Here is a 25,324-nt window from a genome sequence, read left to right on the forward strand (position 1 = left end):
CGAGGCGCGTCGACCCGTTACGCCGCCGCGTCGGCGTCCGGCTGGTTGTGCTTGCCGTAGCGCTTCATATAGAGCGGCAGCACGGTTTCGGCCGCCACCGGCGTGATGCCGAGATCGGCGAGGCCCGGCTTGCCGCCGCGCACCACGTTGTCCACCTTCATCAGGCGAACCTGATCCTTGGTCAGCATGGGCTTGGGCAGCATCTGCAGGAAGGTGGCCTGAAGCATGCCGAGGCCAAACGGCACCGGGACCAGATGGCTGCGCTGTCCGGTGGTGGCCAGCACAAGCTCCATGATCTCCTTCATGGAGTAGCGGCGCGGGCCGCCCAATTCATAGACCTTGCCCGCCAGCCGGGAATCGTCGAGCACCTTGGCGATGGCGCCCGAGACGTCGCCCACATGGATGGGCTGGAAGGTGGGGCCGCCCGAGCCGAACAGGTCGATGGAGCAGCCATGCTCGGTGCAGACCGGCTTGAAGCCGTCACCGGTGAAAACGGGAAGCACCGGCGAGATCATGGCCATCTTGCCGAAGCGGTTGAAGAAATCGTCATCGGGGCCGAACACCACCGAGGGCCGGAAGATGGTGGCGCCGGGGAAGGCGGCCAGCACCGCTTCCTCGCCCGCCGCCTTGCTTTGGGCGTACAAGGATTCCGAATTCTTGTCGGCGCCCAGGGCGGACATATGGACCAGCCTGGCGACGCCTGCCGCCTTGGCGGCGGCGGCCACGTTGGCGGCGCCCTTGACGTGGACGGCATCAAAGCTGCGACGCCCGCTCTCGTAAAGGATGCCCACCAGATTGACCACCGCGTCGGCCCCGGCCACGGCGGCGGCCACCGCCTTGGGGTCGGTGATATCGGCGCGCAGCGGCGTCACTTGCCCCACATCGCCCATGGGCTTGAGGAATTCCGCGGCGATAGGGTCGCGCACCGCGGCGCGGACGACCCATCCTTGCGCGGCGAGCCGACGCACCAACGTCCTGCCGATGAAACCCGAACCGCCGAACACCGTGACAACGCGTCGAGCCATCTTGAACCCCCCTCTATCGCCAAGGGACCGGCACCCGCCGCCCCGCTAGATTCGAAGTGGAAGCTAGCCCATAAATCCGAATTGTGTAAAGTGCGGGCGCGATGAAAAAGAATCGGGCGGACAAAACATCGTTGACAGTCCGGGCCGGGTCGCCTATTTCTTCGCGCCTCGGACGGCTTGGCTGGTTCGAGAGCTACCTGCCCAGGTGGCGGAATTGGTAGACGCGCACGGTTCAGGTCCGTGTGGCAGTGATGTCGTGGAAGTTCGAGTCTTCTCCTGGGCACCATCTCCTCTCCCCGTTCGCGGGGGTGGATGATGGGATGACGGACGCGGAGCCGCCCGCCCCAGCTGGGGAAACAAAGGAGCCGCCCCGTGACCGTTTTCTATCATCAGAACGATCTCCCCGCCGATGTGGACCTTGGCTCCGTCATCGCCATCGATTCCGAGACCATGGGTCTTAAGATCCATCGCGACCGGCTGTGCGTGATCCAGCTGTCGTCGGGCGACGGCAACGCCCATGTGGTGCACTACCCCGAGCCCAAGTGGCACTCGCCCAATCTGGTGCGTCAGCTCTCCGATCCCAAGCGGGTCAAGCTGTTCCACTTCGCCCGCTTCGATCTCGCCATGATCCGCCATCACCTGGGGGTGCGCTGCGCCCCGGTGTTCTGCACCAAGATCGCCTCGCGGCTGACCCGGACCAATACCGATAGCCACAGCCTCAAGACCCTGTGCAAGGAATATCTGGGGGTCGATCTGTCCAAGCTGCAGCAAAGCTCCGACTGGGGCGCGCCCGTGCTGAATCAGGACCAACTGGCCTATGCCGCCTCGGACGTTCTGTATCTGCACCAGTTGAAGGCCAAGTTCGACGAACTGCTGGACCGCGACGGCCGCCGCGCCCTGGCGGAAGCCTGCTTCAACTTCCTGCCCGACCGCGCCGAACTGGACATCGCGGGCTGGCCGGAAGAAGACATCTTCTCCCACTAAGTTTTGTCCGTCATTCCCGCGAAGGCGGGAATCCATGTGTCGCTAGGTTCGGTTTCCGGCCCACAAATCTCATCTTGCCAACCATGGATCCCCGCTTTCGCGGGGATGATGATGGCAATAGGTTGCCCACCCCTCCTTGCGGCTTGGCTTCGGGCGGCCTATAACCGACGCGGTTCACACCTCTCGGAGAGTGAGATGATCCTCGTCACCGGCGGCGCCGGCTTCATCGGGTCCAATATCCTCGCAGCCCTGGAAGATCGCGGCGTCGGCAAGCTGGTGGTCTGCGACCGGCTGCGCAGCGGCACCAAATGGCGCAATATCGCCAAGCGCGAACTGGCCGACGTGGTCCATCCCGAGCAGATCTTCCAGTTCCTGGAAGCCAATCACAAGCGCATGGAAGTGGTCATCCACATGGGCGCCATCTCGGCCACCACCGAGACCGACGCCGACAAGATCCTGACCAACAATTTCGCGCTGTCCCAGGCGCTGTGGAAGTGGTGCGCCATGCACAATGTGCGCTTCATCTACGCGTCCTCGGCCGCCACCTATGGCGACGGCGCCCAAGGGTTCGACGACGATGCCTCGGTCAAGCATCTGGCCAAGCTGCATCCGCTCAACGCCTATGGCTGGTCCAAGCATCTGTTCGACCGCCGGGTGGCGCGCAAGGTCACGGCGGGCTCGCGCACGCCGCCGCAATGGGCGGGGCTCAAATTCTTCAACGTCTACGGCCCCAACGAGTACCACAAGGGCAGCCAGCAAAGCGTGGTGGCCCAGGTCTATCCCCATGCCGAGAAGAACGCCGCCTATCAGCTGTTCAAGTCGCACAATCCCAAATACGCCGATGGCGGCCAGTTGCGCGATTTCATCTGGGTCGGCGACGTGGTCGACGTGGTGATGTGGCTGCTGGAAAATCCCAAGGTCAGCGGGTTGTTCAACGTGGGCACCGGCCAGGCGCGGTCCTTCCTCGATCTGGCGAATGCGGTCTATCGGGCGGTGGGACGCGAGCCGCAGATCAAGTTCCGCGACACCCCCATCGAGATCCGCGACAAGTACCAGTACTTCACCCAGGCCAGGATGGAGCGTCTGCGCGAGGCGGGTTATTCCAAGCCCTTCACCAGCCTGGAGGAGGGCGTCGAGGATTATGTGAAGCGCTTCCTCGCCGCCGCCGATCAGTATCGCTGATGCTGACCTTCCCCCAGATCGACCCCATCGCCGTGCAACTGGGGCCGTTCGGCATCCGGTGGTACGCCCTGGCCTATATCACCGGCCTGATGATGGGCTGGCGCGTCGTCAAGTTCCTGGTGGCGCGGCCGCCCTTCGCCATGAGCCAGGAACAGGTGGACGACTTCCTGGTCTGGGCCACCATGGGTGTGGTCCTCGGCGGGCGCCTGGGCTATGTCATCTTCTACAAGCCGCTGCATTATCTGGCCAATCCGCTGGAAATCCCCATGCTGTGGCAAGGCGGCATGTCGTTCCACGGCGGGGCGCTGGGGGTGATTTTCGCCATCATCCTGTATTCCAGGATGCGGGGGCGGAATCTGTTCCAGGTGGGCGACGTCATCTGCTGCGTGGTGCCCATCGGCCTGTTCTTCGGCCGCATCGCCAATTTCATCAATGGCGAGCTGTTCGGCCGCATCGCCCTCGATGCCACCCTGGCCATGGTCTTTCCCCATGGCGGTCCGTTTCCGCGCCATCCCAGCCAGTTGTACGAGGCCGGGCTGGAAGGCGCCGCCCTGTTCACCGTCATGATGCTGCTGTGGCGCTTTACCGATATCCGCAACCGCTTCGGCGCCCTGTCGGGGGTGTTCCTGGCCGGTTACGGGCTGGCCCGCATTGTCTGCGAATTCTTCCGTCAGCCCGACGCCCATCTGGGATTCCTGTGGGGTGGCGCCACCATGGGCCAATTGCTGTCCATGCCGCAGGTGGTGGTCGGACTGGTGATGCTGGCTTGGGCGTGGCGGCGCAACGCGCCCAAGGCTGAATAATGGCCCTGGCCGAGATCCTGGCCGAGCGCATCCGTGCCGACGGCCCGATCCCGGTGTCGGACTTCATGGCCCAGGCGCTGGGCCATCCCCAGCACGGCTACTACATGCACCGCGACCCGTTCGGGACCGGCGGCGATTTCACCACGGCGCCCGAGATCAGCCAGATGTTCGGCGAATTGATCGGGTTGTGGTGCGCCATCGTCTGGCAAGGCATGGGCTCGCCGTCGAGGGTGGTGCTGGCCGAGATCGGGCCGGGACGCGGCACCCTGATGGCCGATCTGCTGCGCGCCGCGCGCACGTTGCCCGCCTTCGCCTCGGCGGTGGAGACTTGGCTGGTGGAGACCAGCCCGGCTCTTCGCAATCGCCAGGCCCAGACCCTGGCGGCGGAAAAGGTCCAATGGGTCGAACGCTTCGAGCAATTGCCCGACGGGCCGCTGCTGCTGGTGGCCAACGAATTGTTCGACGCCCTGCCCATCCGCCAGTTGGAGAAACAGGCGGGGGTGTGGCGCGAACGGCTGGTGGGCTTGGACAAGGGCGGTAAATTCGTCTTTCGGCTCGGCGATGCGGTGGACTCTCCCCAGGTTGCCCCCGCCCCCCAGGTTGCCCCCGCCCCCCAGGTTGCCCCCGCCCCCCAGGTTGCCCCTGACGGCGCGGTGGCGGAGATTTGCCAGCCCGGCCGCGACTTGGCCGCCGCCATCGGTCGCCGGGTGGTCAAGGGCGGCGGCGCGGCGCTGATCATCGATTACGGCGCGCCGGTCAGCGGCACCGGCGACACCTTGCAGGCGGTCAAGGGACATGCCTATCACCCGGCCCTGGCCGATCCCGGACAAGTGGACCTGACCGCCCATGTGGATTTCCAGGCCCTGGCCGAAGCGGCGACGGCGGCGGGCGCCAAGGTGCATGGGCCGGTCTCCCAGGGGCGCTTCCTGCTGCGGCTGGGGATCGAGGAACGAACCGTCATGCTGATGCGCCATGCGAATCCGGAACAGGCGGCCGACATGGCGGGTCGCGCGCGGCGCTTGATCGATCCCGCCGAAATGGGCACCCTGTTCCAGGTACTCGCCCTGGCGAATCCGCTTCTTTCCCTGCCTCCCGGTCTGGATCCAGCATGATCACCCTGTCGGCCTTGAATGATTTCACGCGTATCCGCCACGGGTTCTTCACCCGCGAGGGCGGCGTGTCCGAGGGGATATACGCCTCGCTCAACTGCGGGGCGGGCTCCAAGGATGATCCCAAGGCGGTGGTGGAGAATCGTCGCCGCGCCATGGCTCTGCTGGACCTGCCGGTCGAGGCGCTCTGCACCGTCTACCAGACCCATAGCAGCGACGTGGTGGTGGTGACGGAGCCTTTGGCGGCGGGGCAGCCTGCCCGCGCCGATGCCATGGTGACCAACCGGCCGGGCATCGCGCTGGGCATCCTGACCGCCGATTGCGCGCCGGTGCTGCTGGCCGATGGCAAGGCGGGCATCGTCGGTGCCGCCCATGCCGGGTGGAAGGGCGCCCTGGGCGGCGTGCTGGACAACACGGTCAAGGCCATGGTGGCGCTGGGCGCCAAGCCCGCCAATATCGTCGCCGCCATGGGGCCGTGCATCGGCCATCGCTCCTATGAGGTGGGGCCGGAATTCCCGGCGCCCTTCCTGGCCGAGGATAAGGCCAATCTGGACTTCTTCGCCCCGTCGCCCCGCGAGCGTCACGCCCTGTTCGACCTGCCCGGTTACATTTCGCGCAAGCTGGCGGGGCTGGGGGTGATCGAGGTCACCCGCGTGCCCGCCGACACCTTGCGCGACGGCTCCCGCTTCTTCAGCTACCGCCGGGCGACCCTGAACGGAGAGCCGGACTACGGTCGCCAATTGTCGGCCATCGTCCTTGAACGATGATTGGGCGCGTTAACGGCGGGCGGGACGCCCGCGCTCCACGCATGGCGCGAATCTGGGAGCGCGGGCGTCTCGCCCGCCCCCTCGTCGCCATGGTGGCGGCATTCTTTCTGCTGACCGCCTGCGGCGACATTCCGCAGCCGTTTCGCCATGAAGGCTTGAACCATGCCGTCGCCCCCTCGGCGGGGCGGGGCATCGTGGTGCGGCCGCTGGACGATTCGGCGCGGTCCGTCCAATTGGCCGAAGCGGTGGTGCGCAAGCTGCTGGAGGTGGAAATTCCCGCCTCCACCCGGCCGGTGGTGGCCGGTGCCTGGGTGATCGCCGCCCAGGCTGAACCCGGCCCCACCGCCACCGCCCTTCACTGGACGCTGACCCGATCGGACGGCGAGGAATTGGGGGGCGTGGACCAATCCATCCCCGCCGGGCCCTGGGGGCGGGCGACACCCCGGACTCTCGATCTCATCGCCGCCGAGGTGGTGGACAAGCTGTCGGGCGCGCTGACCGGCGGAGCCATGGGCAAGGCCGAGGCCGCTCCGGTGACGGCTGGCCCCACGGTCCAACTGCTGGCCTTGGGCGGCTTGCCGGGAGACGGCGACAAGGCGCTGTGGGCCGCCATGCGCAGGATGCTGGACTCCGGCGGGCTGAGGCTTGTGGAGGGTGAGGCGGACTTTCGGGTGCGCGGCCAGGTGACCGTTTCCCCCGGCACGCCGGGCGAGGAGATTCTGGCAGTGGCCTGGACGGTGATGGGCCGGGATGGTCAAGCGCTGGGGACCGCCGCCCAGCAAGGCGGTGTTCCCAAGGGGCGCCTGTCGGGCGCTTGGGGGGGGCTTGCCTCCGACATCGCGGCGGGGGGCGCGGATGGCGTGATGGAGATCATTCGCGCCGCATTCGGCAAATGAAATCTTTTTTACAAGGCAAGCCCGTTTACAGAAGAGGGTTCCGACTGGTATACGGGTGCCGATTTTTCGGAGCGCTTCGGCGCGTGCCAACCCGGTGGCGTCAACCATGAAAATCCTTGCCTGCAACAGCAATCGGCCCCTCGCGGAAGCGATCGCTGAATACCTCACCATGTCCATCACCAAGGCGGTCATCCGCCGGTTCTCGGACATGGAGGTGTTCGTCGAGATCCACGAGAACGTCCGTGGCGAGGATGTCTTCGTCATCCAATCCACCTGCTATCCCGCCAACGACAATCTGATGGAACTGCTGGTGACGCTGGACGCGCTGCGTCGCGGCTCGGCCCGGCGCATCACGGCGGTGATCCCCTATTTCGGCTATGCCCGCCAGGATCGCAAGTCCAGCCCGCGCTCGCCCATCTCGGCCAAGCTGGTCGCCAATCTGATCACCACCGCAGGCGCCGACCGGGTGGTGACGCTGGACCTCCATTCCGGCCAGATCCAGGGCTTCTTCGATATTCCGCTGGATAATCTCTATGCCGCCCCGGTGTTCACCAACGACATCCGCGCCCGCTATCAGGGCGACGACGTCATGGTGGTTTCGCCCGATGTGGGCGGCGTGGTTCGCGCCCGCGCCATCGCGCGCCGCATCGATGCCGATCTGGCCATCATCGACAAGCGCCGCGAAAAGGCGGGCGTGTCCGAGGTCATGAACATCATCGGCGACGTCCGCGGTCGGCGCTGCATCATGGTCGACGACATCGTCGATTCCGCTGGAACGCTCTGCAATGCGGCCGAGGCCCTGATGAAGGCCGGCGCCGTCTCGGTGGCGGCGTTCGTGACCCACGGCGTCCTGTCGGGCGGCGCGGTCGCCCGCGTCACCGCTTCGCCCCTGGAGGAATTGGTGATCACCGATTCCATTCCGGCCACCGAGGCGGTGAAACTGGCCCACAATATCCGCCAGGTCACCATCGCGCCGCTGATGGCGGAATCCATCCAGCGCATCAGCGAGGAACGTTCGGTTTCCAGCCTGTTCGATTGAACGGCGGACACGGACACGAAATCTTTATGTTGCAATGCAGCATAAAGCTCCTATGTCTTGGGCATGGCTCCAACCAGGAGGTCCGCCATGCTGGTCCGTAAGCTTTATGCGCACGAACGATCGCTCTATGCCGACCATCTGAAGCGGTTGCCGGACAATGACCGGCGGCTGCGGTTCGCCAGCGCCGCCGTCTCGGAAACCTGGATCGACCGCTATGTGGACGGCATCAGGGACGATGATCTTATTCTCGCCGCCGTCGAATCCGACAAGGTGGTGGGAGCCGTCCATGTGGCCGTCAACGGCGCCGTGGCCGAAATCGGCATCAGCGTCGATGCCGACCACCGTGCCACGGGCATGGGCTCGGAACTGCTGACCCAGGCGGTGGCCTTCGCCCGCAACCGCCGGGCCGAGAAGCTTTATACCCTGTGCCTGTCGGAAAACCGGTCCATGGTGGCGCTGGCCAAGCGCAGCGGCATGGAACTGCATTGCGATTCGGGCGAGGCCGAGGCCTTTCTCGACCTGCCGCCGCCCGATCCGCTGACGGTCTCGCAAGAGGTTCAGACCGGCCTGTTCGCCATGTTCCACAGTTGGGCGGAAATGGTCGATGCCTATGGCGAGGCCGTGGTGAACGGCCTGCTGCCCAAGGATCAGGTGTCCAAGGGATAGACCAGCCGTTCCGGAATCTGGTGAAAGGCGAAGTTGTTCTTGCCCGCGCCCTTGACCGTGTACATGGCGCGGTCGGCCAGGCGGATCAGCATGGCGGCGTCGTCGGCGTCATCGGGGAACATGGCGATCCCGATACTGGCCTGGACATTGGCCTGATGCCCGTCGAGATCAAAGGTCTCGGCCAGCCGATTGACCATCTTCGAGGCCACCAGGGCGACTTCGTCGCGGCCTTCGATATCATGCAGGATGACGATGAATTCGTCGCCCGACAGCCGCGCCACCGTGTCCGATGAGCGCACCGCCAACAAAAGTCGGGTCGCCGTGGCCTGCAAGAGCAGGTCGCCGACGGCGTGGCCAAAGCTGTCGTTGATGGCCTTGAACCCGTCCAGATCGATGAACATCAGGGCGAAGCGGGTGCGGTCGCGCCGCGCCGCCTTGACCGCTTGGCCCAGGCGGTCAAGGAACAGCGAGCGGTTGGGAAGACCGGTCAGGGCGTCGAAATTGGCCTGACGCCAGACCTTTTCCTCATCTTCCTTGCGCGCCGTGATATCGGAAAACACCCCCAGGATATGGGAAACGTTGCCCGTGGCGTCGCGCACGGTGGCGATGGACAGCCACTCGATGAAAACCTCGCCGGTCTGCCGACGATTCCACACCTCGCCTTGCCACTGGCCGTTATCGAGCAGCGAGCGCCACATGTCGCGATAGAAGTCCTGGTCGTGGCGGCCAGACTTCAAGATGCTGGGCTTCTTGCCGACCGCCTCGTCGGGGGAATATCCGGTGATGCGGGTGAAGGCGGTATTGACCGCCTCGATGGTCCCGTCCGCACCGGTGATCATGATGCCTTCGTTGGCGGTCTCGACCACCTTGGCGGCCAGTTGCAGCCGCTCTTCCGAGGTCTTGCGCTCGGTGATGTCGTAGATCCAGGCCAGATTGACCGGCTCGCCCCCATAGGTGTTCTCGCGGATGGTCAGCAGCGACCAGAACGGCGTGCCGTCGGCCCGACGGAACTGCACCTCGGCGTGATCGACGCTGCCATGGCGGCGCAGATGCTTGATCACCACCGCGCGCTGATCGTCATCCACATAATAGTCGCGGGCCTTGGTCCCCAGCAGCGATTGGCGGGGCACGCCGATCAGTTCGGTGAAGGTGTGATTGGCGAAGACGATGACCCCGTCCCGGCGCCGCGATATGGATACGCCGATCGGACTGTCTTCGAGAACGCCGGCCAGACCGCTGAGGTCAAGCTCGATCATGCTGAGCGTCCCGCATGCGCGAGAGTCATGGTTCCCCCCTTTGCGGCTTATTGCCCGAGCGTCGGCCTCATCCCTCCGACCTTCGGAATACCGCTTCCGTCTGTATACCAGAGGTGGAGCGTCGGGGGCAATCGCGCCAAAAGTCGGTCGAGGCAACCGTGAATTAGGCACTAAAGCACTCAATGGTAGGCGTCGATGCGGCGGTTATCCCAATGCCCAGAATTCATTCTTAAAGTGGCAACGTCATAGGGTGGCTGGACCATCCCAAGACATAGGTATAGTGTTTATGGCTCGTCGCAGGCCTGCTGGGGTATGGCCCATGAAAAAGATCCTGATCGCGGTTGCCGCTCTGATGGTTTTGATCGTCGGGGCGTTGGTGGTGCTTCCCATGATGGTACCCGCCGATAAGATCAAGGACGAGGTGGTGGCCGGAGTGAAGGGCGCCACCGGCCGTGATCTGTCCATTCAGGGCAAGGTTTCCGTGTCCGCCTTTCCGTCGCTTTCGGTGCAGGTGGGCAATGTCGCCTTGTCCAATCCCCAGGGCTATTCCAGCAAGGATCTGATTCGTCTGGGCGCGGTGGATGTGCGCCTGAAACTATTGCCGCTGCTGGGTGGCAAGGTGGAGGTGGACAGCTTCGTCCTGGTGGACCCGGTGATCACGCTGGAAACCGACCGGCAGGGCAAGGGCAATTGGGTCTTCGATACGCCCGCCGCCAAGGACGACGGGAAGCCCGCCGCCAAACCAGCCGATAAACCCGCCGCCGCTCCGGCCGCATCCGGGGGTGGCCTTCCCGATATCCGCCTGGGCGACGTGCGCATCAGCAACGGCCGTCTGACCCAGATCGACGGCAAGACCGGCGCCAAGCAGGAGATCGGCGACATCAACCTTCAGGTCGGGCTGAAAAGCCTGGATTCGCCGTTCACCGCCAAGGGCTCCCTGGTGTGGAACGCCAAGAAGGTGGAAATCACCGTCGATGTCGCCAGCTTGAAGGCGGTCATGGCGGGCGAGGCCTCGGCCACCAATCTGGCCATCACCTCGGAACCGGTGAAGCTTGGCTTCAAGGGAACCGCCAAGGGCGGTTCGGCGGCCGGCCTTGTCGGTGATCTCGATTTCGGCGTGCCGTCCATCCGCGCCTTGGCCGCCTGGGCGGGTTCGCCCATCACCATGGCGGGCAGCGGCCTGGGGCCGATTGCCATCAAGGGCAAGCTGGCGGCGGGTGCCACCCAGATCGCCTTCACCCAGGCCAGCATCGACATCGACGCCATCAAGAGCAAGGGCGAGGTCACCGTCAATACCGGCGGCGCCAAACCGGCCGTCAAGGGCCGCCTCGACGTGGAGATGCTCGACCTTAACCCCTATCTGCCGCCCGACGGCGCGCCGCAAACGGCCAAAGCGGGCGGCGGCGAGGCTAAGCCCGCGCCGACAGGGCAAGCGGCGGCCAAAAGCGGCTGGAGCGACGATCCCATCGATGCGTCGGGGCTCAAATCCGCCGAGGTGGATTTCCAGCTCACCTGTGGCGGCATCCTGGTCAAGAAGATCAAGGTGGGCAAAAGCGCCCTGAAGCTGGCGCTGCATGACGGCAAGATGGTGGCCGATCTGACCGAACTGGCCCTGTACCAGGGCAGCGGCAAGGGCCGGGTGGCGCTGGACGGCTCCCAGCCCGGCGTCGGGCTCGACGCCAATTTCCTGCTCAAGGGCCTGCAGGCGGAACCCTTCCTGACCGATGCCGCCGATAGCGACAGGCTGTCGGGCACCGGCAATTTCGACATCAACGTGACCGGGCGCGGCAAGAGCCAGCGCCAGATCGTCTCCTCGCTGGACGGCAAGGGGGCGCTGTCCTTCCTCAACGGCGCCATCAAGGGCATCAATCTGGCCGCCATGGCGCGCAACGTGACCTCGGCCTTCACCGGTGGCGCCGCCTCGGAGAAGACCGATTTCGCGGAACTGGGCGGCACCTACTCCATCGCCAAGGGTATTGTGACCAACACCGATCTGGCCATGAAGTCGCCGCTGCTGCGGGTGGAGGGCAAGGGGACCGTCGATCTGCCCAGCCGCAGCGTCAATTATCGCATCGACCCCAAGCTCGTCGCCTCGTTGCAGGGACAAGGGGGAAGCGATGCCGCCGGGCTCGCCGTTCCGATCCTGGTCAGCGGACCGTGGGACAATCTCAGCTACCGTCCCGATCTGGAAGCGCTGGTCAAGCAGAACGCCCAGAATATCGGCAAGGCCGTGGGCGGCGCCGTTGGCGGCGCTGTCGGCGGTCTGCTGGGCGGCGGCAAGAACGACCAGGGCGGGGGCAAGCCGAGCGATCCCGCCGGGGGCCTTAATCCCATGAAACTCTTCGGCCGTTAACCTCTTTCAACCCAAAAGACAATCTGGAGACATCGCACATGAAAAGCCTGCGTCTTGCGACCATCATCGGCATGACCGCCCTCGCCACCGCCTGCGCCACCCCCTGGGACGTCGCCGAGGTGAACGAGATCACGGCGGCCCCGGCCCCCACCGTCGGCAGCGCCTTCACCAAGGCCCTGTTCGCCGAGTACAAGGCCTATGCCATTCACGAGGCCAAGGACGAGTTCGAGTGGGACGACGCCGCCATCTTCGCTCGCAAGGGTCTGAGGGCCGCCACCGGCGAAATGGTCGCCCCCGAGGAATTCGCCAACTGGGACGTCCCCGCCGCTCGCGTCAAGGAATTGACCGATGCCCGCGCCCGTCTGGTGGGCTATTTCGGTAACGGCGCGCGTGAGCGCGTTCCCGCCGCCGCCGCCAAGGCCCAGGTCATGTTCGACTGCTGGGTCGAGGAAGAGCACGAGGGCGACACCACTTCCGATTGCCGCGCCGCCTTCTTGAAGGTCGAGCCGGAACTGATGGTCAAGCCGGCTCCGGTGGCCGCCGCCCCGAAGATCGTCAAGACCTTCATCGTCTATTTCGACTTCAACAAGGCGACCTTGACCAAGCAGGCCATGAAGACCCTGAAGGAAGTCGCCGTCGCCAGTGGTGAAGTCAAGCCGACCAGCATCTATGTGGCCGGTCATACCGACACCGTCGGCAACAACGCCTATAACGACAAGCTGTCGGCCAAGCGGGCCAAGGCCGTCGGCGATGCCCTGGCGAAGATGAAGGTCGTCACCAAGCTGGACCAGAAGTCCTTCGGCGAGGCCAAGCTGGCCGTGCCGACCAAGGACAACATGAAGGAAGGCAAGAACCGCCGCGTCGAGATCTCGTTCGAGAAGTAAGGCGCGCTCGGTTTGACGATGGGCCCGCGTCCTTACGGATGCGGGCCTTTTCGTTAGGTGAGTCCCTCATTCGCCGGGCGCACGCCTCCGCGTGCTTGGCTCCCGCGCCACGAGGCGCGCCGGGCTTTGCCCGCAACTCCTCGCCAATGAAGATATTCATTGGCTCGCTGGGCTTATTTCACCCCGCAGATCACCGCGAAGCTGGCATTCTTGTAGCGGCATTCCACTTCGCGCAGACCGGCCTCCCGCAGCCAGGCCAATTGCGGCTCTAGGGGCGCGCGGCGGTCCAGCTTCTGCCGTTCGATGGCGGCGTCGATGGAGGATTTGGAGAGGCCGCTGGCCGAGATGGAACGGAACCAGTGTTGCCAATAGCGGCCTTCCATGGCGGGGGTATCGCCCGACACCTGATCGGCATTGACGAACAGCCCGCCGGGTCTCAGGGCGCGGACGCTGGCGGCGTATAGGGCGCGCTTGCCGTCGTCTTCAAGATGGTGGATGGACAGGCCCGACATGACGACGTCGAATGCTCCGGTATCCGCCAGCGCCAGATGATCCATCACGCGGATCGACGCTTGGGTCGCGGTTCCGGCGAATCGCTCCCGTGCATGGGCCAGCATGCCCTCCGACAGATCCGATAGGGTAAAGGCGGCATCCGGTAACGCCTGGGCCACCAAGGCGCTCAGCAGGCCGGTGCCCGCCCCCAGGTCGAGAATGCGGGCGTCGGCGGGGGCGAATTCCGCCACCAGACCGACCGCCGCGCCGTAAAAGTCGGTGAAGCAGGGGATCAACTGGCGCCGCTCGCCGTCATAGGAGCGGGCGGCGCTATCGAAGGCGGTTTGAATGTCCAGCGTCATATTATGGAGTCCTGAAATAAGCATCTTTCCAATGCCAGGGTATCTTCGACTATCATGCGCGTCACCCATCGCATAGACGCAGAGGCAGACCGTGACCCAGGAACATCCCTTCGCCCCATTCGTGCGCATTCTCGGCAAGGGGCCGCGCCTGTCGCGGCCGCTGACCTTCGAGGAGGCCCGCGACGGCTTCGGCATGGTCATGCGCGGCGAGGTGGAGCCGGTGCAACTGGGCGCCTTCCTCTGCCTGCTCCGCGTCAAGACCGAAACGCCCGAGGAAGCCGCCGGTCTGGCCGCCGCCATCCGCCAAAGCGTGGCGCCGCCCAAGGGCTCGCCCAAGGTGGACCTGGACTGGTCGTCCTATGCGGGAAAGACCCGGCAACTGCCCTATTACATCCTTGCGGCGCTGATGCTGGCCGGTCACGGCATCCGGGTGTTCATGCACGGATCGGAGCATCACACCGCGGGTCGGGTGTGGACATCGGAAGCCCTGGCGGCGCTGGGCATTCCCGTCTCCACCTCTTCCGCCGACGCCGTGAAGCGTTTGGAATCGGCCAATTTCGCCTATATGACGCTGGAACACCTGTCGCCGGAACTGCACGGCATCATGGAACTGCGCCATCTGCTGGGCCTGCGCTCTCCCATTCATACGGTTGCGCGGCTGATCAATCCGTTCCGCGCCGATTGCTCCATCAACTCCGTCTCGCATCCGCCCTATGCCCCGGTGCATCAACTGGCCGCCCGCATGCTGGGCGAGTCCCGCATGGCGGTGTTCAAGGGCGAGGGCGGCGAGGTGGAGCGGCGGCCGGAAAAGTCCTGCGAGGTGCTGTCCCTGGTGGATGGCGAACCCGTGACCGAGGACTGGCCCGCCCTGATCTCCGGCACCCGTGCCCATGAGGAAAGCCTCGACCTCAATCGTCTGAAGGCGTTGTGGAGCGGCGCGGAAAGCGACGAGGCCGCCACCGCCGTCATCACCGGCACCGCCGCCATCGCGCTCCGCGCCATGGGCCGGGCCGTCTCCGTCGACGAGGCCGAGGGCATGGCGCTGGCCATGTGGCATGACCGGGCCAAGGCCAAGGTTCCGGGGGCGGCTTGAACACCCGTCCAGCCCCCCGCCTGCTGATCTCGGCCGCCCATAAGTCGTCGGGCAAGACCACGGTGACGGTCGGGCTTGCCGCCGCCCTGACGGCGCGCGGGCTGGCGGTGCAGCCGTTCAAGAAGGGGCCGGATTATATCGACCCGCTGTGGCTGTCCGCCGCCACCGGCCGGGCCTGCCGCAACCTGGACTTCCATACCCAGCCGCCCCGCCTGATCCGCGAGACCTTCGAACGGGATTCGCGGGGCGCCGATATCAGCCTGATCGAGGGCAACAAGGGCCTGTTCGACGGCGTCGATCTGGAAGGGGCGAATTCGTCCGCCATGCTGGCCAATTGGCTGGAAGCGCCGGTGCTGCTGGTGGTGGATTGCGCCGGAATGACGCGGGGCATCGCGCCGCTGCTGATCGGCTATCAGGCCTTCGACCCCACGCTGCGCATCGCGGGCGTCATCCTCAACAAGGTCAGCGGCCCCCGCCACGAAAAGAAGCTTCGCGAGGTGGTCGCGCACTACACCCGCATCCCGGTGCTGGGCGCGGTGCATCGCCGCCCCGCCATGGAGATCATGGAACGCCATCTGGGACTGGTGCCCGCCAACGAGGCCGAGGCCGCCGCCGAGGCCATCGGACGCCTGGCCGAGGCGGTGGCCTCCCAGGTGGATCTCGACGTCCTGCTGGACTTGGCCCGGCAAGCGCCACCGACCGAGGTGTTCGACGATTCTCTGCAAGCCCTGCCCAAGCCCGATCTGCGGATCGGCGTGGCGCGCGATGCCGCCTTCGGCTTCTACTATCCCGACGACATGGAGGCCTTGCGCCGCGCCGGGGCGGAACTGGTGGCCTTCGACGCGTTGCGCGATCCGTGTCTGCCGCCCGATCTCGACGGGCTGTTCATCGGCGGCGGCTTCCCCGAGACGCAGGCCGAGGCGCTGGAGGCCAATCGCGGCCTGCGCGCCGAAATCCGGGCCAAGGGCGAGGCGGGGCTGCCCATCTACGCCGAATGCGGCGGGCTGATGTATCTGTCGCGGGCCATTGTGTGGAACGGCCAGCGGCGCGACATGGTCGGGCTGATCCCCGGCGACGCGGTCATGCACAAGGCGCCCCAGGGGCGCGGCTATGTGCGGCTGCGCGAGACCGGGGACTTTCCCTGGCCCCGGCTGGAAGACGGCCCCGGCGTGATGCCCGCCCACGAATTCCATCACTCGCGGCTGGAAAACATCGAGGGTCGGCCCCGCTTCGCCTATGAGGTGGTGCGCGGCGCAGGCATCGCAGAAAAGCAAGACGGCATCATCATCGGCAACACGCTGGCCACCTATGCCCATATGCGCAGCGTCGGCGCCAATCCCTGGGCGCCGCGCTTCGTGGCGTTCGTGAGGGCTGTTCGCGCAATGAAGTCTTGAGAAATTTTAATGTAGCTCTCCGTCGGTAGGTCTTTACCCTGTGGGCGGGCTGTGAAAGAGTGCCCGGCCATGATCACCATCGAAAATCTGACCCACGTCTATCCCGGCACGCGCAAGCTTGCGCCGCGTACCGCCATCTCCGATCTGACGCTGGAGGTCAAGGACGGCGAGTTCGCCATCCTGTCCGGTCCCAACGGCAGCGGCAAATCCACCTTGTTCCGCATCCTGTGCGGTCTGGCCCTGCCCAGTTCGGGCAAGGTCAGCGTCGCCGGTTTCGACCTCTTCGCCCAACCGGCCAAGGTCCGCGAAGTGATGGGCGTGGTGTTCCAAAGCCCGGCGGTGGACAAGCATTTGTCCGTGGCGGAAAACCTGAAGATTCACGCCGACCTTTACGGCCTGGGTGGGGCCGGGTTCACCCGTCGCCGCGACGAGGCGCTGTCCTGGACCGATCTGGTCGATCGCCTGGACCAGCAGGTCGCCACCCTGTCGGGCGGTCTGGCCCGCCAGGTGGAACTGGCCAAGGTGCTGATGACCGATCCCAAGGTGCTGCTGCTGGACGAGCCCACCACCGGGCTGGACCCGGTGTCGCGCCGCAATTTCCTCGACGCCCTGCACAAGTTGCAGAAGCAGCGCGGCATGACCGTGCTGATGACCAGCCACGTCTTCGCCGAGGCCGACGACGTGGACCGGGTCGCCATCATGCGTGAAGGCAAGCTTTTGGCCCATGACACGCCGACCGCGCTGAAGGCCATGATCGGCACCGAGATGGTGGTGATCCAGGCCAAGGACACCGAGGGTCTGGCCGCCAAGCTGCGCGCCGAGATGGGCCTTGCGGTGCGCTGCATCGGCGACGAGGTCCGCCTGGAGGAGACCGAGAACGGCGAAAGCCTGCCGCTGCTGGAAAAGATCCTGGAACGCTACCGCCCCGAGGTGCAATCCATCTCCATCAAGCAGCCGGGCCTGGACGACGTCTTCGTCCATGTCACCAGCAAGGCGGTGCCCGATCACGCCCTGGCGATCGATCTGAAGAGGACCGGCACATGAGCGAGCCGAAGGTGAGCGCGGGCGCATTGAGCGCCCCGGAGCGCAGCGAAGGAGCCAAGCCCACGGACGTGGGCGCCCGGCGTCTGAGGGACATTCAATGAGCGCCCTGATCCGCGTCGCCGCCGCCCTGGCCAAGCGGGAATTCACCCGCTTCATCCGCCAGCCCCAGCGGGTGATCGGCACGGTGGCGCAGCCGCTGCTGTTCTGGCTGTTCCTGGGCGCCGGTTTCGGCGGCTCGTTCCGCCCGGCGGGCATGGAAAACGTCAGCTATCTCGAATATTTCTATCCCGGCGTCATGCTGATGATGATGCTGTTCGCCTCCATCTTCTCGTCCATCACCATCATCGAGGACCGCGACGCCGGTTTCCTCCAGGGTGTGCTGGTGGCGCCGGTCTCGCGGCTGGCCATCGTGCTGGGCAAGGTGGTGGGCTGCACCTCCATCGCCATGGTCCAGACCCTGATCTTCACCATCGCCGCGCCGTTCCTGGGGCTGCATCTGGGCTTCGGCAGCCTGATTCTGCTGCTGATGGGCTTCGTGCTGACCGGCATCGGCTTTTCGGCGCTGGGCTTCCTGCTGGCCTGGGGGATGAAGTCCACCTCGGCCTTCCACGCGGTGATGATGGTCTTCCTGATGCCGCTGTGGATGCTGTCGGGCGCCCTGTTCCCGCTGGGCAACGTGCCCCAGGCCCTGAAATTCGTCATGCTGGCCAATCCGGTCAGCCACGCCCTGATCATCATCCGCGCCCCGTTCTATTACGGACCGGAAGCGCTGTTCGGCGACGGTCATTACCTGACCTCGCTGGCCGTCACTATCACCTGGGCGGTGCTGTGCCTGGGCCTGTCCATGGCCCGCGTCAACAAGCGGGAAAAGGGCGTGGCGGCCTAGTTTATTGTCCCTCAGTCGCCGGGCGCGCGCCTCCGCGCGCTTGGCTTTCGCGGCAGGAGCCGCGCCGGGCCTTCCCTTAGGTCTCGCAGGGCCACTGGCCCTGCTGAGGGCCCGCAACTCCTCGCCTTTGGCTCGTCGGGGGAGCGCCCTCCCTGGCAGGAGCGCGGCCGTCCCGGCCGCAATCTCACGCCAGTTCCGTCGCCAGCCGTTCCTGCAACTGGGCGGCTTCCTGCTGTTTCTTCCACATTCCGGCATAGGCGCCGCCTGCGGCCAGCAACTGGTCGTGGCGGCCGCGCTCGACGATGCGGCCGTGGTCGAGCACCAGGATCTCGTCGGCATCCACCACGGTGGACAGGCGGTGCGCCACGATCAGGGTGGTGCGGTCGCGCGAGACCTCGCGCAAGCTGACCTGGATTTCCTTCTCGGTATGGGTGTCGAGCGCGCTGGTGGCTTCGTCGAAGATCAGGATACCGGGCGCCTTCAGGATGGTCCGGGCGATGGCGACCCGCTGCTTCTCGCCGCCCGACAGCTTCAGTCCGCGCTCGCCGACGCGGGTGTCATAGCCCTGGGGCAGGCCGGTCACGAAGTCGTGGATGCGGGCCAGCCGGGCGGCCTGCTCGATCTCCTCCTGGGATGCGCCCGGTTTGCCGTAGGCGATGTTGTAGCGGATGGAATCGTTGAACAGCACGGTGTCTTGGGGGACGATGCCGATGGCGCGGCGCAAGCTGGCCTGGGTCACGTCGCGGATGTCCTGGCCGTCGATGCGCACGGCGCCGCCATGGACATCGTAGAAGCGGAACAACAGGCGCGAGATGGTGCTTTTGCCCGCCCCCGACGGGCCGACGATGGCGACGGTGCGCCCGGCGGGAACGGTGAAGCCGACGCCGCCCAGGATCTCACGGTCGGAATCATAGCCGAAATGGACATCGTCGAAGCTGACCGCGCCACCCTTTAAATCCAGCGGTCGCGCATGGGCGGAATCCTCGATCTCGGCGTTTTCCCGCAGCAGCCGGAACATGCTTTCCATGTCGGTCAGCGACTGCTTGATCTCGCGGTAGACGAAGCCCAGGAAATTCAGCGGCATGTAGAGCTGAACCAGATAGGCATTGACCAGCACGAAGTCGCCCAGGGTCATGGTCCCGGCGGCGACGCCCTTGGCGGCCTGGATCATCACCAGGGTCAGGCCGATGGCGATGACGGCGCCCTGGCCCATATTGAGCATGGACAGGGTGACCTTGCTCTTGGTCGCCGCGCCCTCGTAACGGGCCAGGGCCTTGTCGTAGCGGCCCGATTCATGGTCCTCGTTGCAGAAATATTTGACCGTCTCGAAGTTCAGCAGGGAATCGATGGCCTTGGTGGAGGCTTCGGAATCCATTTCGTTCATGGTGCGGCGGTACTTGGTCCGCCACTCGGTCACCCCCAGGGTGAAGCCCACATAGCAAGCGATGGTCGCCGCCGTGATCAGGGCGAAGCTGATGTCGTAGAGCGCCCACAGCACCGCCGTCACCAGGGCGATCTCCAACAGGGTGGGGATGATGTTGAACAGCATGAACTGCAACAGGAATTCGATGCCCTTGGTGCCGCGCTCGATGGCGCGGGACACGCCGCCGGTCTGGCGGTCGAGATGAAAGCGCAGCCCCAGGCGGTGCAGATGCTTGAACACCTTCAGCCCCACCGCACGGATGGCGCGCTGCGCCACCTTGGCGAAGACGATGTCGCGCAATTCCCCGAAGGCGCCGCCCAGGATGCGGGCCACGCCATAGGCCAGCAGCATGGCGATGGGCACCACCACGATCATGTCGGGCTTGGCGGTCAAGGCGTCCACCGCCTGCTTGTAGATCAGCGGCACCACCACGCCGACCGCCTTGGCCGCCACCAGGAAGGCCATGGCCACCACCACGCGAAGGCGCAGGCGAGCCTCGCCCGGCGGCCACAGATAGGGCAGCAGCGAGCGGATGGTTGTCCAATCGGCGGAGGGGCCAAGGCCCCGCGCCTTGTCGTAGGTGGAGGGGGTGCGAATTCTCATGAATGTAACATGAGGCTCGTCACGCCTCGACGCAACCCGACACGGCTCGGCAATTGCTCTTGCCGATGGGCTTCACTATGGTGGGGGGAGGGGAAGGCCATGGCGGGAACCATGGCGGAAGACACGAGGGCACTGGATTTATGCGTCATCCGACCGTCGGCAGTCATGACACGGACTGGAAGAATGTCCGTATTCTGGTGTTCGGCCAGGATGACCAGTTCCGCTTCCTGGCGCGTCAGACCTTTCGCAAATTGATGGTGCGCGACGTCACCGCCTTCAGCGAGATCGGCGACATTCCCCTGCTGCTGGGCCGGGGCGTCGATCTGTTGCTGGTGGATCTGGGCGGCAAGGCGGCCGACGGACTGGCGGTGATCGAAAAGCTGCGCCTGCCCAAGGACAATCCCCATGGGGCGGTTCCGGTCCTGGTCGTGGTGCCGCCGTCCCAGAAGGACGATGCCGAACGCGCCAAGATGCTGGGCATCGAAGGCGTCATCCCCAAGCCGGTCTCGGGCCATGAATTGGCCCATCGCGCCGCCGATACCCTGGCCAATCCCCAGCGCATGGCGCCGCCCGCCGTGGCGCCGCCCAAGCCCAAGCTGAACGCCATCAAGACCCCCGATCCGCTGCCCGATCTCGGCGTCAAGCCCGGCCAGACCCCGGTGGTGGTGGTTCCCGATCAGCCCAAGGAGGCTATCCCCGAGGTGGCCGCCCTGGCCGAACGGCTGGCGGCGCGTGCCGCAGGGTCGCCGCCGTCGCCTGCCAATCCCGATCGTGCGGAACGCACCGGCCCGTGGAGCGGCATGGTCAAGCCGGAAGCGCCCGCCACGGTCTCGGCCGCGCCCTCTCCCGCCAAACCGGCGCAACCCGCCGCCCCGCGTCCGGCGGCACCCGCCGCTCCACGTCCCGCCGCCCCACATCCGGTCGCCACCACGGCCGCCACCACGGCCGCTCCGGCACCGTCACCCCGTCCCGCCACGGGTGGCGGTTTTGCCGGGGGTGATCTCGCCCAGGCCGCCAAGCGGCCATCGGGCGGTAGCCTGGATCTGGACGATCTCGCCCCAATCGCCAAGAAACCGGGCGGCGGCAAGCTGGAGCTGGACGATCTTGCTCCGCTCAAAGCCAGCGGCGGCAAGCTGAGCGATGCCGACATGGCGCCGGTGAAGCCCGACCTCGAGGCCGAAGCCAAGCGCCGCGCCGCTGAAAAGCGCCGCCAGCAGTGGAAGGACGCCATGGAGGCGTCCGGTCACAAGGCCCGCAAAGGCGGCGACGTGGCGACGCTGGATCTCTCCGCCGTGGTGGCCGAGCATGCCCAGTGGCTGCAGACCAGCGGCGCCGAGGGCAAGCGCGCCACTTTCGTCGGCATGGATCTGGCGGGCGCCGATCTGTCGGGGGCCTTGCTGCCCAACGCCACCTTCAAGGAAGTGGATCTGTCGGACGCCTGTCTGGCCGATGCCCGCCTCGACGGCTCCGACTTCCGCTACGCCAAGATGGAAGCCACCGATCTGGGCGGCGCCAATCTGGGGGTGGCGGCGCTGCGCCATGCCAAGCTGCGTCTGTGCAATCTGGAAGGCGCCGTGCTGCGCGGCACCGATCTGTCGGGCGCCACCCTGACGGGGGCGCGCATGGCGGGGGCCGATTTCAAGGGCGCCATCCTGATCGGCGCCGACCTGCGCGAGGCGGATCTGTCCAAGGTCGAGGGACTGACGCAGGGCCAGGTGGAAAAGTCGCTGTGCGACCTGGCCACCCGCATGCCCCCGGGCATATCGCGACCCGCCAGGGATTAATCCTTGCAGACGGCCTTGCCGTCCTTGGCGACGCAATCGGCGCGCAGGCGCAGGGTCATGTCGTCGCCGCCGTCATAGCTGCACACCACCCGGGTCATGGAACCGATCTTGCCCACCCCCAGCTGGACCAGCTTGGCCGATTTGTGCTGCTCGACCGGGCGCGAGCAATGCAGATAGCCGTGGAACTCCCCGGCCTCCCACAGGGCCACGTCCTTCAGCTTGCGGTAATTGTCCATGCTGACGCAGGTGTCGCCGTCGGGATTGGACTTGTCGTAGAGCCGGGCGTTGTCGCCGCAATAGCCGTCATAGCCCCATTTCAGTTCCTGCTCGCTGGGGCATTGCCCCACCTGGACGGCGGAAGACATGTCGGGACAGGAGATTTCACCGCCCAGGGCGGGAAAGGCGAATAGGCAGGTGAGCATGGCGAGACGGCGGATCATGGATCATTCCCCCAGAGTATCCGGCAATTTAAGCCGATCCCTTCGGGGTATGATCTGACAAAGGTCAAGTGATCGAGCGGGCGGCGCTGTCCAGCAACCCCTGCAGGATGTAGGCGGCGGCCATCTTGTCCACCACCTCGGCCCGGCGGGCACGCGACGAATCCGCTTCCAGCAAAGTGCGGGTGACGGCGGCCGTGGACAGGCGTTCGTCCCAGAAGGCGATGGGCAGATCGCGCAGCTTCATCAGATTGGCGGCGAAGGCGCGTGCCGACTGGCAGCGGGCGCCCTCGACGCCGTCCATCTCCACCGGCAAGCCCAGAACCAACCCGCCGATTCCGTGCTTGTCCACCAGGGCCAGCAGATCGGTGGCGTCCTTGGTGAACTTGGCGCGGCGGATGGTCTCGAACGGGGTGGCGATGGTGCGGCTGACATCGGACAGCGCCAGCCCGATGGTCTTGGTGCCGAGATCAAGCCCCATCAGCCGCTGGTCGCGGGTGAGAAGGCTTAGCAGCTCGGCGGGGGCAAAGATGGGCATGCACAGTTCCTTGCACCCGACGGCGGTAAAAATCAAGGGGGCGTTGCCCTGGCCCGCCGCAGCGGCTACAAGTCGGCCATGACCGAGACAATTCCGCCGCCCGAGGCCGAGACTCCCGCCGATTGCCCGTCGTGTTGCAAGCCTGCGGCGCTGTGCGTCTGCGACGGCGTGGTTCCCATCGAGAACCGCATTGCGCTCCTGGTGCTGCAACACCCGCAGGAGCAGGACAAGACCCTGGGCACCGCCCGGCTGCTGACGCTGCATTTCACCAATGCGGTGATGAAGGTGGGCCTGTCCTGGCCCAGCCTCGCCAAGGCGCTGGGCCGCCCGGCCGATCCCCTGCGTTGGGCGGTGCTCTATCTGGGTTCGGCCAATGCGGCCGCCCTGGCGCCTGAGCAGGAGGTGGTGGCGCTGACCGCCAAGGGCGCGCTTTGTCCCGATCAGGCCAAGGCGCTGGCCGGTATCGAGGGCGTCATCGTGCTGGACGGCACCTGGAGTCAGGCCAAGGCGCTGTGGTGGCGCAATCCCTGGGTGCTGAAATGCAAGCGGGTGATCCTGGGGCCGAAGCATCCGTCCCGCTATGGCAGGGTGCGCACCGAGCCCCGCGCCGACAGCCTGTCCACCATCGAGGCGGCCGGGCTGTTGCTGTCGCGGCTGGAAGCCCGCCCCGAAATCGAAAGCCGGTTGGACGAGACCTTCCAGCGCATGCTGGACGCCTTCAAGGCCGCCAAGGCCAGACTGCCCAAACCACCCGCCGCCGACCGCAGGCGGTTCCATCCCCGGGGACGGGGGAAGCGGTAGGGGCGGGCGAGACGCCCGCGCTCCGGTTGGTGCCGTCACGAGGAGCGCGGGCGTCTCGCCCGCCTACTTGCAGCCCGCCTACTTACAGACGGTGACGCCGGGGCCGCCCTCGACGCAGATAAGGCGGCGATTGCCCAGCTTGCCCGCCGCCATGCCCTGGGCGCGGATGATCATCAGCTTCTCCGCGCCGATCATGCCGAAGGTGTTGCCCTGGCCGTCGCTGTGAAGGCTCAGGCTTTCGCCGGTCGGCGGGGCGACGCCGCGCAGGATCGTGATTTCCATGCCTTCGGTGCAGCGGAGATCGGGGCCTTGCTGGATGCAGCCCGCCGCCGCCGCGGGCAACGCGGCCAGCAGGCAACAGGCGAAGGCCGCAAGGCGGATCAATGCAGTTCCGCCCGGATCTTCTGGCGCAGCACGTCGATGGGCATGAACTCGTCCTGCCCGGCCAGGAAATGCCAGAAGGTCCAGCCGTTGCAGGCGGGCGCGCCCTGCACCAGGGCGCCCACCTTGTGGATGGAACCGCGATGGATGTCGGTGATCAGGGTGCCGTCGGCGCGGACCTTGGCGACCTTGTCGTGGCGGGTGCCGCCGAACAGCAGGTCGCCGGGGGTCAGCAGGCCGCGTTCCAGCACCGAGCCGAACGGGATGCGCGGCTCGGACCGCTTGGAGATCGACATCAGGACGGTGGGGTCGGCGACCGGGATCACCTTGGCGATGCGTTCCTTGGCCGCCGCGATGTATTCGGGATCGCGCTCGCAGCCGATGAAGTTGCGGCCCAGCTTCTTGGCCACCGCGCCGGTGGTGCCGGTGCCGAAGAAGGGGTCCAGCACCACGTCGCCCGGCTTGGTCGACGCCATGATGACGCGGTACAGCAGGCTTTCCGGCTTCTGGGTGGGGTGGGTCTTGCGGCCGGAACTCTTCAGCCGCTCGCCGCCGGTGCACAGCGGCAGCGTCCAGTCGCTGCGCATCTGCAGGTCGTCGTTGAGCGACTTCATGGAATCGTAGTTGAAGGTGTAGCGCGCCTCGGCCGACTTGGCGCACCAGATCAGGGTCTCGTGGGCATTGGTGAAGCGGGTGCCGCGGAAATTGGGCATGGGATTGGTCTTGCGCCAGACGATGTCGTTCAGCATCCAGAAGCCCAGATCCTGAAGCGTGGCGCCGACCCGGAAGATATTGTGATAGCTGCCGATCACCCACAGGGCGCCGTCGTCCTTCAAGATGCGGCGCGCCGATTTCAGCCAGGCGCGGGTGAAGTCGTCATAGGCGCCGAAATCGCTGAAGCGGTCCCACTCCTCGTCGACGCCGTCCACCTTGGAATTGTTGGGACGCAGCAGCTCGCCGCCCAATTGCAGATTGTAGGGCGGGTCGGCGAAGACCAGATCCACCGATTTGGCGGGCAGCGAATCCATCATGGCGATGCAGTCGCCCGTCAGGATGGTGTTCAACGGCAAGGTCATGGCGGACCGGTCCCCAGTGGTAGTTAGGGGATTCAATTTGAGTCAA

The 25,324-nt window shown here is 65.9% G+C and carries 24 protein-coding genes and 1 tRNA gene; 17 read left to right on the forward strand and 8 right to left on the reverse strand.

Annotated elements, in window-relative coordinates; all coding sequences use genetic code 11:
• Window positions 1–17: 17 nt before the first annotated feature.
• A complete protein-coding gene (locus tag CU669_RS02760) occupies window positions 18–1,025 on the reverse strand; it encodes a complex I NDUFA9 subunit family protein (protein WP_112142299.1) in 1,008 nt (335 codons plus the stop codon).
• Between the two features lie 199 nt (window positions 1,026–1,224).
• On the opposite strand from CU669_RS02760, the gene CU669_RS02765 reads away from it, so the two are divergent.
• The 9 genes from CU669_RS02765 (at window position 1,225) to CU669_RS02805 (ending at window position 8,471) form a co-directional block, all read left to right on the forward strand.
• Window positions 1,225–1,311: transfer RNA gene (locus CU669_RS02765), tRNA-Leu, on the forward strand.
• A gap of 86 nt (window positions 1,312–1,397) precedes the next feature.
• A complete protein-coding gene (locus CU669_RS02770) occupies window positions 1,398–2,009 on the forward strand; it encodes a ribonuclease D (RefSeq protein WP_112142300.1) in 612 nt (203 codons plus the stop codon).
• A 195-nt stretch (window positions 2,010–2,204) separates the two neighbouring features.
• Window positions 2,205–3,191, forward strand: coding sequence for an ADP-glyceromanno-heptose 6-epimerase (rfaD, locus tag CU669_RS02775; protein WP_112142301.1), 987 nt, complete (start codon window positions 2,205–2,207; stop codon window positions 3,189–3,191).
• Window positions 3,191–3,994, forward strand: a complete 804-nt coding sequence (gene lgt / locus CU669_RS02780) for a prolipoprotein diacylglyceryl transferase (protein ID WP_112142302.1) — start codon at window positions 3,191–3,193, stop codon at window positions 3,992–3,994. The genes rfaD and lgt overlap by 1 nt, the downstream gene beginning before the upstream one ends.
• Complete coding sequence (locus tag CU669_RS02785; RefSeq protein WP_112142303.1) at window positions 3,994–5,106, forward strand: class I SAM-dependent methyltransferase; 1,113 nt, start codon at window positions 3,994–3,996, stop codon at window positions 5,104–5,106. Before lgt ends, CU669_RS02785 begins: the two co-directional genes overlap by 1 nt.
• Complete coding sequence (gene pgeF / locus CU669_RS02790; protein WP_112142304.1) at window positions 5,103–5,870, forward strand: peptidoglycan editing factor PgeF; 768 nt, start codon at window positions 5,103–5,105, stop codon at window positions 5,868–5,870. The genes CU669_RS02785 and pgeF overlap by 4 nt, the downstream gene beginning before the upstream one ends.
• Before the next feature lie 41 nt (window positions 5,871–5,911).
• Window positions 5,912–6,766, forward strand: a complete 855-nt coding sequence (locus CU669_RS02795) for a hypothetical protein (protein WP_239988505.1) — start codon at window positions 5,912–5,914, stop codon at window positions 6,764–6,766.
• Window positions 6,767–6,872: 106 nt separating this feature from the next.
• A complete protein-coding gene (locus CU669_RS02800; RefSeq protein WP_112142306.1) occupies window positions 6,873–7,805 on the forward strand; it encodes a ribose-phosphate pyrophosphokinase in 933 nt (310 codons plus the stop codon).
• 87 nt (window positions 7,806–7,892) lie between these two features.
• Window positions 7,893–8,471, forward strand: coding sequence for a GNAT family N-acetyltransferase (locus tag CU669_RS02805; RefSeq protein ID WP_112142307.1), 579 nt, complete (start codon window positions 7,893–7,895; stop codon window positions 8,469–8,471).
• On the opposite strand, the gene CU669_RS02810 is transcribed toward CU669_RS02805, so the two are convergent.
• Window positions 8,453–9,727, reverse strand: coding sequence for a diguanylate cyclase domain-containing protein (locus tag CU669_RS02810; protein WP_112142308.1), 1,275 nt, complete (start codon window positions 9,725–9,727; stop codon window positions 8,453–8,455). The two genes, CU669_RS02805 and CU669_RS02810, sit on opposite strands and share 19 nt — an antisense overlap.
• Window positions 9,728–10,046: 319 nt before the next feature.
• Between CU669_RS02810 and CU669_RS02815 the strand changes: the two genes are divergently transcribed.
• Both CU669_RS02815 and CU669_RS02820 read left to right on the forward strand, forming a co-directional pair.
• On the forward strand, window positions 10,047–12,080 hold the full coding sequence (locus CU669_RS02815) for an AsmA family protein (protein ID WP_112142309.1): 2,034 nt from the start codon (window positions 10,047–10,049) through the stop codon (window positions 12,078–12,080).
• 38 nt (window positions 12,081–12,118) lie between these two features.
• The gene (locus CU669_RS02820) at window positions 12,119–12,964 is read left to right on the forward strand and encodes an OmpA family protein (RefSeq protein WP_112142310.1); all 846 of its coding nucleotides are present in this window, start codon (window positions 12,119–12,121) and stop codon (window positions 12,962–12,964) included.
• A 173-nt stretch (window positions 12,965–13,137) separates the two neighbouring features.
• Here the strand turns inward: CU669_RS02820 and CU669_RS02825 are convergent, their stop codons facing one another.
• Window positions 13,138–13,818, reverse strand: a complete 681-nt coding sequence (locus tag CU669_RS02825; protein ID WP_112142311.1) for a class I SAM-dependent methyltransferase — start codon at window positions 13,816–13,818, stop codon at window positions 13,138–13,140.
• Between the two features lie 91 nt (window positions 13,819–13,909).
• Here CU669_RS02825 and CU669_RS02830 point away from each other — a divergent pair, with 91 nt between their 5' ends.
• The 4 genes from CU669_RS02830 to CU669_RS02845 all read left to right on the forward strand — a co-directional run bounded on the left by CU669_RS02830 (window position 13,910) and on the right by CU669_RS02845 (window position 18,235).
• Window positions 13,910–14,911, forward strand: a complete 1,002-nt coding sequence (locus CU669_RS02830; protein ID WP_112142312.1) for a glycosyl transferase family protein — start codon at window positions 13,910–13,912, stop codon at window positions 14,909–14,911.
• Window positions 14,908–16,305 (forward strand): cobyrinate a,c-diamide synthase, encoded by a 1,398-nt coding sequence (locus CU669_RS02835; RefSeq protein ID WP_112142313.1) that lies wholly within the window; start codon window positions 14,908–14,910, stop codon window positions 16,303–16,305. Before CU669_RS02830 ends, CU669_RS02835 begins: the two co-directional genes overlap by 4 nt.
• 69 nt (window positions 16,306–16,374) lie before the next feature.
• Window positions 16,375–17,349: an ABC transporter ATP-binding protein gene (locus tag CU669_RS02840; RefSeq protein WP_112142314.1), complete on the forward strand. Its 975-nt coding sequence runs from the start codon at window positions 16,375–16,377 to the stop codon at window positions 17,347–17,349.
• Between the two features lie 97 nt (window positions 17,350–17,446).
• Entirely contained in the window at window positions 17,447–18,235 is a 789-nt protein-coding gene (locus tag CU669_RS02845) for an ABC transporter permease (protein WP_112142315.1), read from the forward strand.
• 184 nt (window positions 18,236–18,419) lie between these two features.
• On the opposite strand, the gene CU669_RS02850 is transcribed toward CU669_RS02845, so the two are convergent.
• Window positions 18,420–20,261 carry an ABCB family ABC transporter ATP-binding protein/permease gene (locus tag CU669_RS02850; RefSeq protein WP_112142316.1) on the reverse strand — a complete coding sequence of 614 codons (1,842 nt, stop codon included), beginning with the start codon at window positions 20,259–20,261 and terminating at the stop codon, window positions 18,420–18,422.
• Window positions 20,262–20,401: 140 nt separating this feature from the next.
• Here CU669_RS02850 and CU669_RS02855 point away from each other — a divergent pair, with 140 nt between their 5' ends.
• The gene (locus CU669_RS02855; protein WP_112142317.1) at window positions 20,402–22,045 is read left to right on the forward strand and encodes a pentapeptide repeat-containing protein; all 1,644 of its coding nucleotides are present in this window, start codon (window positions 20,402–20,404) and stop codon (window positions 22,043–22,045) included.
• Here the strand turns inward: CU669_RS02855 and CU669_RS02860 are convergent.
• On the reverse strand, window positions 22,042–22,485 hold the full coding sequence (locus CU669_RS02860) for a hypothetical protein (protein WP_112142318.1): 444 nt from the start codon (window positions 22,483–22,485) through the stop codon (window positions 22,042–22,044). The two genes, CU669_RS02855 and CU669_RS02860, sit on opposite strands and share 4 nt — an antisense overlap.
• 64 nt (window positions 22,486–22,549) lie before the next feature.
• Window positions 22,550–23,020 (reverse strand): Holliday junction resolvase RuvX, encoded by a 471-nt coding sequence (ruvX, locus tag CU669_RS02865; RefSeq protein ID WP_112142319.1) that lies wholly within the window; start codon window positions 23,018–23,020, stop codon window positions 22,550–22,552.
• 78 nt (window positions 23,021–23,098) lie between these two features.
• Here ruvX and CU669_RS02870 point away from each other — a divergent pair, with 78 nt between their 5' ends.
• Window positions 23,099–23,821, forward strand: coding sequence for a tRNA-uridine aminocarboxypropyltransferase (locus CU669_RS02870; RefSeq protein WP_112142320.1), 723 nt, complete (start codon window positions 23,099–23,101; stop codon window positions 23,819–23,821).
• Window positions 23,822–23,899: 78 nt separating this feature from the next.
• Here the strand turns inward: CU669_RS02870 and CU669_RS02875 are convergent, their stop codons facing one another.
• The gene (locus CU669_RS02875; RefSeq protein ID WP_112142321.1) at window positions 23,900–24,205 is read right to left on the reverse strand and encodes a hypothetical protein; all 306 of its coding nucleotides are present in this window, start codon (window positions 24,203–24,205) and stop codon (window positions 23,900–23,902) included.
• Window positions 24,202–25,278, reverse strand: a complete 1,077-nt coding sequence (locus CU669_RS02880) for a site-specific DNA-methyltransferase (protein WP_112142322.1) — start codon at window positions 25,276–25,278, stop codon at window positions 24,202–24,204. The genes CU669_RS02875 and CU669_RS02880 overlap by 4 nt, the downstream gene beginning before the upstream one ends.
• Between the last annotated feature and the right edge of the window lie 46 nt (window positions 25,279–25,324).

This window comes from Paramagnetospirillum kuznetsovii (genome assembly GCF_003284725.1).
Lineage (GTDB): Bacteria > Pseudomonadota > Alphaproteobacteria > Rhodospirillales > Magnetospirillaceae > Phaeospirillum > Phaeospirillum kuznetsovii.

Excerpts from the sequence above, each read along its gene's own strand:
- CU669_RS02850 (WP_112142316.1), bottom strand. The coding sequence starts at position 20,261 with ATGAGAATTCGCACCCCCTCCACCTACGACAAGGCGCGGGGCCTTGGC.
- CU669_RS02760 (WP_112142299.1), bottom strand. The coding sequence starts at position 1,025 with ATGGCTCGACGCGTTGTCACGGTGTTCGGCGGTTCGGGTTTCATCGGC.
- CU669_RS02800 (WP_112142306.1), top strand. The coding sequence starts at position 6,873 with ATGAAAATCCTTGCCTGCAACAGCAATCGGCCCCTCGCGGAAGCGATC.
- CU669_RS02825 (WP_112142311.1), bottom strand. The coding sequence starts at position 13,818 with ATGACGCTGGACATTCAAACCGCCTTCGATAGCGCCGCCCGCTCCTAT.
- CU669_RS02810 (WP_112142308.1), bottom strand. The coding sequence starts at position 9,727 with ATGATCGAGCTTGACCTCAGCGGTCTGGCCGGCGTTCTCGAAGACAGT.
- CU669_RS02805 (WP_112142307.1), top strand. The coding sequence starts at position 7,893 with ATGCTGGTCCGTAAGCTTTATGCGCACGAACGATCGCTCTATGCCGAC.
- rfaD (WP_112142301.1), top strand. The coding sequence starts at position 2,205 with ATGATCCTCGTCACCGGCGGCGCCGGCTTCATCGGGTCCAATATCCTC.
- CU669_RS02815 (WP_112142309.1), top strand. The coding sequence starts at position 10,047 with ATGAAAAAGATCCTGATCGCGGTTGCCGCTCTGATGGTTTTGATCGTC.
- CU669_RS02845 (WP_112142315.1), top strand. The coding sequence starts at position 17,447 with ATGAGCGCCCTGATCCGCGTCGCCGCCGCCCTGGCCAAGCGGGAATTC.
- CU669_RS02795 (WP_239988505.1), top strand. The coding sequence starts at position 5,912 with ATGGCGCGAATCTGGGAGCGCGGGCGTCTCGCCCGCCCCCTCGTCGCC.
- CU669_RS02820 (WP_112142310.1), top strand. The coding sequence starts at position 12,119 with ATGAAAAGCCTGCGTCTTGCGACCATCATCGGCATGACCGCCCTCGCC.
- CU669_RS02855 (WP_112142317.1), top strand. The coding sequence starts at position 20,402 with ATGCGTCATCCGACCGTCGGCAGTCATGACACGGACTGGAAGAATGTC.
- pgeF (WP_112142304.1), top strand. The coding sequence starts at position 5,103 with ATGATCACCCTGTCGGCCTTGAATGATTTCACGCGTATCCGCCACGGG.
- CU669_RS02870 (WP_112142320.1), top strand. The coding sequence starts at position 23,099 with ATGACCGAGACAATTCCGCCGCCCGAGGCCGAGACTCCCGCCGATTGC.
- CU669_RS02860 (WP_112142318.1), bottom strand. The coding sequence starts at position 22,485 with ATGATCCGCCGTCTCGCCATGCTCACCTGCCTATTCGCCTTTCCCGCC.
- CU669_RS02840 (WP_112142314.1), top strand. The coding sequence starts at position 16,375 with ATGATCACCATCGAAAATCTGACCCACGTCTATCCCGGCACGCGCAAG.
- CU669_RS02880 (WP_112142322.1), bottom strand. The coding sequence starts at position 25,278 with ATGACCTTGCCGTTGAACACCATCCTGACGGGCGACTGCATCGCCATG.
- lgt (WP_112142302.1), top strand. The coding sequence starts at position 3,191 with ATGCTGACCTTCCCCCAGATCGACCCCATCGCCGTGCAACTGGGGCCG.
- ruvX (WP_112142319.1), bottom strand. The coding sequence starts at position 23,020 with ATGCCCATCTTTGCCCCCGCCGAGCTGCTAAGCCTTCTCACCCGCGAC.
- CU669_RS02785 (WP_112142303.1), top strand. The coding sequence starts at position 3,994 with ATGGCCCTGGCCGAGATCCTGGCCGAGCGCATCCGTGCCGACGGCCCG.